Source organism: Dietzia cercidiphylli (assembly GCF_014145145.1).
Lineage (GTDB): Bacteria > Actinomycetota > Actinomycetes > Mycobacteriales > Mycobacteriaceae > Dietzia > Dietzia natronolimnaea.
The window spans coordinates 1-2,850 of record NZ_JAALEA010000330.1; the positions used below are offsets into that span (position 1 = coordinate 1).

4 protein-coding genes are annotated in these 2,850 nt (G+C 70.4%); all 4 read left to right on the forward strand.

The window, feature by feature from the left end; all coding sequences use genetic code 11:
- Positions 1-645, forward strand: a 645-nt coding sequence (locus G6028_RS11995) for an acyl-CoA carboxylase biotin carboxyl carrier protein subunit (RefSeq protein ID WP_338404208.1), incomplete at its 5' end; no start/stop codon positions are given.
- The gene (locus G6028_RS12000; protein WP_179525850.1) at positions 638-1,783 is read left to right on the forward strand and encodes an acyl-CoA dehydrogenase family protein; all 1,146 of its coding nucleotides are present in this window, start codon (positions 638-640) and stop codon (positions 1,781-1,783) included. The genes G6028_RS11995 and G6028_RS12000, both read left to right, overlap by 8 nt.
- A 17-nt stretch (positions 1,784-1,800) precedes the next feature.
- Positions 1,801-2,310: a MaoC family dehydratase gene (locus tag G6028_RS12005; RefSeq protein ID WP_179526313.1), complete on the forward strand. Its 510-nt coding sequence runs from the start codon at positions 1,801-1,803 to the stop codon at positions 2,308-2,310.
- On the forward strand, positions 2,307-2,850 hold a 544-nt coding region (locus G6028_RS12010; RefSeq protein ID WP_241730715.1), incomplete at its 3' end, for an HpcH/HpaI aldolase/citrate lyase family protein. The genes G6028_RS12005 and G6028_RS12010, both read left to right, overlap by 4 nt.

A 2,850-nucleotide genomic window follows, 5' to 3' on the forward strand; every position in this document is an offset into this window, starting at 1 on the left:
GTGCCGGCCGCCCGGCGCGGACCGTGGGACGTGCCCAACGGCTGGCGGGTCGGCGGGCGCGCCGAGGTGTGGACCCGGCTGGACTCCGGCCCGGGTTCGGACGCCGTCACCGTCGGTCTCAGGGGAACACCCGACGACGCCGAGGTGACCATCACCGACGCCACGATCGGCTCCACGGCCGAGCCCGAGGTCTCCTCGCGGCACCGGGCCAGGGTCGCCCGGGACGGCGGGTCGCTGCGACTGACCGTCGACGGCACCCAACAGCGCTGGACCGTCGTCCGCTCCGCTGACCCCAAGGCGGCGGACACCTTCTGGGTGGCCGGCGACGGTGGCACCTGGGACCTGCGGCTGCTCCCGTTGATCGACTCCCGGATCCACGACGCCGGGTTGTCGGACGGTCAGATCCTCAGCCCCATGCCCGGGTCGGTCATCGCGTGCTTCGTCGCCGACGGCGACGAGGTGACCGCGGGTCAGAACGTCCTGGCCGTCGAGGCCATGAAGATGGAACACGCCCTGTCGGCACCGATCGACGGGGTGGTCCGGCTGAACGTCTCCACCGGCGAGCAGGTGCCCGCCGACCATCTGCTCGCGACCGTCGAGCCCTACCCCTCCACCGAGGAATCCGAAGGAGAAGGCAATGCCTGAGTTGGAAGAGCACTACGCCGACCTGAAGTCGACGGTCGCCGAGTTCGCCGACAAGGTGGTCGCCCCCGCCTCGGCCGAGCACGACCGCAACCACACCTTCCCCTACGAGGTCGTCGCCAAGATGGGCGAGATGGGCCTGTTCGGCCTGCCCTTCCCGGAGGAGTTCGGCGGCATGGGCGGCGACTACTTCGCCCTCTCCCTGGCACTCGAGGAGCTGGGTCGTGTCGACCAGTCGACCGCCATGACGCTCGAGGCGGGCGTGGGCCTCGGCGCGATGCCGATCTACCACTTCGGCACCGACGAGCAGAAGAACACCTGGCTGCCGGATCTCGCCGCGGGCAGGAAGCTCGCGGGCTTCGGCCTCACCGAGCCCGGTGCGGGGTCGGATGCCGGCGCCACCAAGACCACCGCGAAGCGCGACGGCGACGAGTGGGTGGTCAACGGCAACAAGCAGTTCATCACCAACTCGGGAACCGACATCACCTCGTTGGTCAACGTCACCGCGGTGACCGGCGTGCGGGACAACGGCAAGAAGGCCATCTCGACCATCATCGTCCCGTCGGGCACGCCCGGCTTCACGGTCGAGCCGGCGTACGACAAGGTCGGCTGGAACTCCTCCGACACCCACCCGCTGACGTTCTCCGACGTGCGGGTCCCGGCGGAGAACATCCTCGGCGAGGAGGGGCGCGGGTACGCGAACTTCCTGTCGATCCTCGACGAGGGGCGCATCGCGATCGCCGCGGTGGCCACCGGCGCCGCCCAGGGGTGCGTCGACGAGTCGGTGAAGTACGCGCGTGAACGCGAGTCCATGGGCCAGAAGATCGGGTCGTTCCAGGCGATCTCCTTCAAGATCGCCCGCATGGAGGCCCGCGCCCACACCGCGCGCTGCGCCTACTACGAGGCCGCCCGCCTCATGCTGGCCGGCAAGCCCTTCAAGAAGGAGGCCGCCATCGCCAAGATGGTCTCCTCCGAGGCGGCCATGGACAACGCCCGGGACGCCACCCAGATCCACGGCGGCTACGGGTTCATGAACGAGTACCCGGTGGCCCGGCACTACCGGGACTCCAAGATCCTCGAGATCGGCGAGGGCACCACCGAGGTGCAGCTCATGCTGATCGCGCGCGGTCTCGGGTTATGAGTGACCAGGCTGTGACGATGGACGGACAGCGCAAGGAGATCGTCCAGCGCGGACTGTGGTTCGAGGAGTACGAGGTCGGCACCGCCTACCTCCACCGCCCCGGGCGCACGATGACCGAGACGGACAACGTCCTGTTCACCACGCTCACCATGAACACCCAGGCCCTGCACCTGGACGCGGCGTGGTCGGCCGAGCAGCCGGGCTTCGGCGGCGAGCGGCTCATGAACTCCATGCACACGCTGTCGACGCTGGTCGGGCTGTCGGTCGCGCAGCTCACCCAGGGCACGATCGTGGCCAACCTCGGGTTCTCCGAGGTCACCTTCCCCAAGCCCGTGTTGCACGGTGACACCCTCTACGCCGAGACGGTGTGCACGGACAAGCGGGAGTCCAAATCGCGTCCGGGCGAGGGCATCGTGACTCTCGAGCACATCGGTCGCAACCAGCACGGTGACGTGGTGGCCAGGGCCGTCCGCAAGACGCTGGTCCGTAAGCGTCCGGCCGACCAGGCGGGGGAGGGGTCGGCATGACCCCGGCGTGGATCCCGCCCGGCCCGGCACTGCTGTTCTGCCCGGCCGACCGCCCCGAGCGGTACGGCAAGGCGGCCGAGCGCGCGGACGTGGTGATCGTCGACCTGGAGGACGCGGTCGCACCGGACGCCCGACCGGCCGCCCGGGAGGCGCTCGTGGCCTCCGACCTGGATCCGGAGCGCACGATCGTCCGTGTCAACCCGAGCGACTCCGATGATCACGCCGCGGACCTCGAGGCCCTCGCCGGGACGGGCTACCGTTGCGTCATGCTCGCCAAGACCGAGTCGGCCGCGCAGGTCGCCGACGTCCACGCCGCCACCGGCGCGGCGGTGTTGGCGCTGGTGGAGACGCCTCTGGGCGTGATCCGCGCCGCGGAGATCGCCGCCGCACCCGGATGCGCCGGGATGATGTGGGGCGCCGAGGACCTCCTGGCCGCCATGGGTGGCTCGACCAGCCGTTTCTCGGGAATCGAGGCCGGTGGCCCCCGGGTCGCGGGGGAGTACCGCGACGTCCCGAGGCACGCGCGTGCGCAGGTCGCGC

Excerpts from the sequence above, each read along its gene's own strand:
- G6028_RS12000 (WP_179525850.1), top strand. The coding sequence starts at position 638 with ATGCCTGAGTTGGAAGAGCACTACGCCGACCTGAAGTCGACGGTCGCC.
- G6028_RS12005 (WP_179526313.1), top strand. The coding sequence starts at position 1,801 with ATGGACGGACAGCGCAAGGAGATCGTCCAGCGCGGACTGTGGTTCGAG.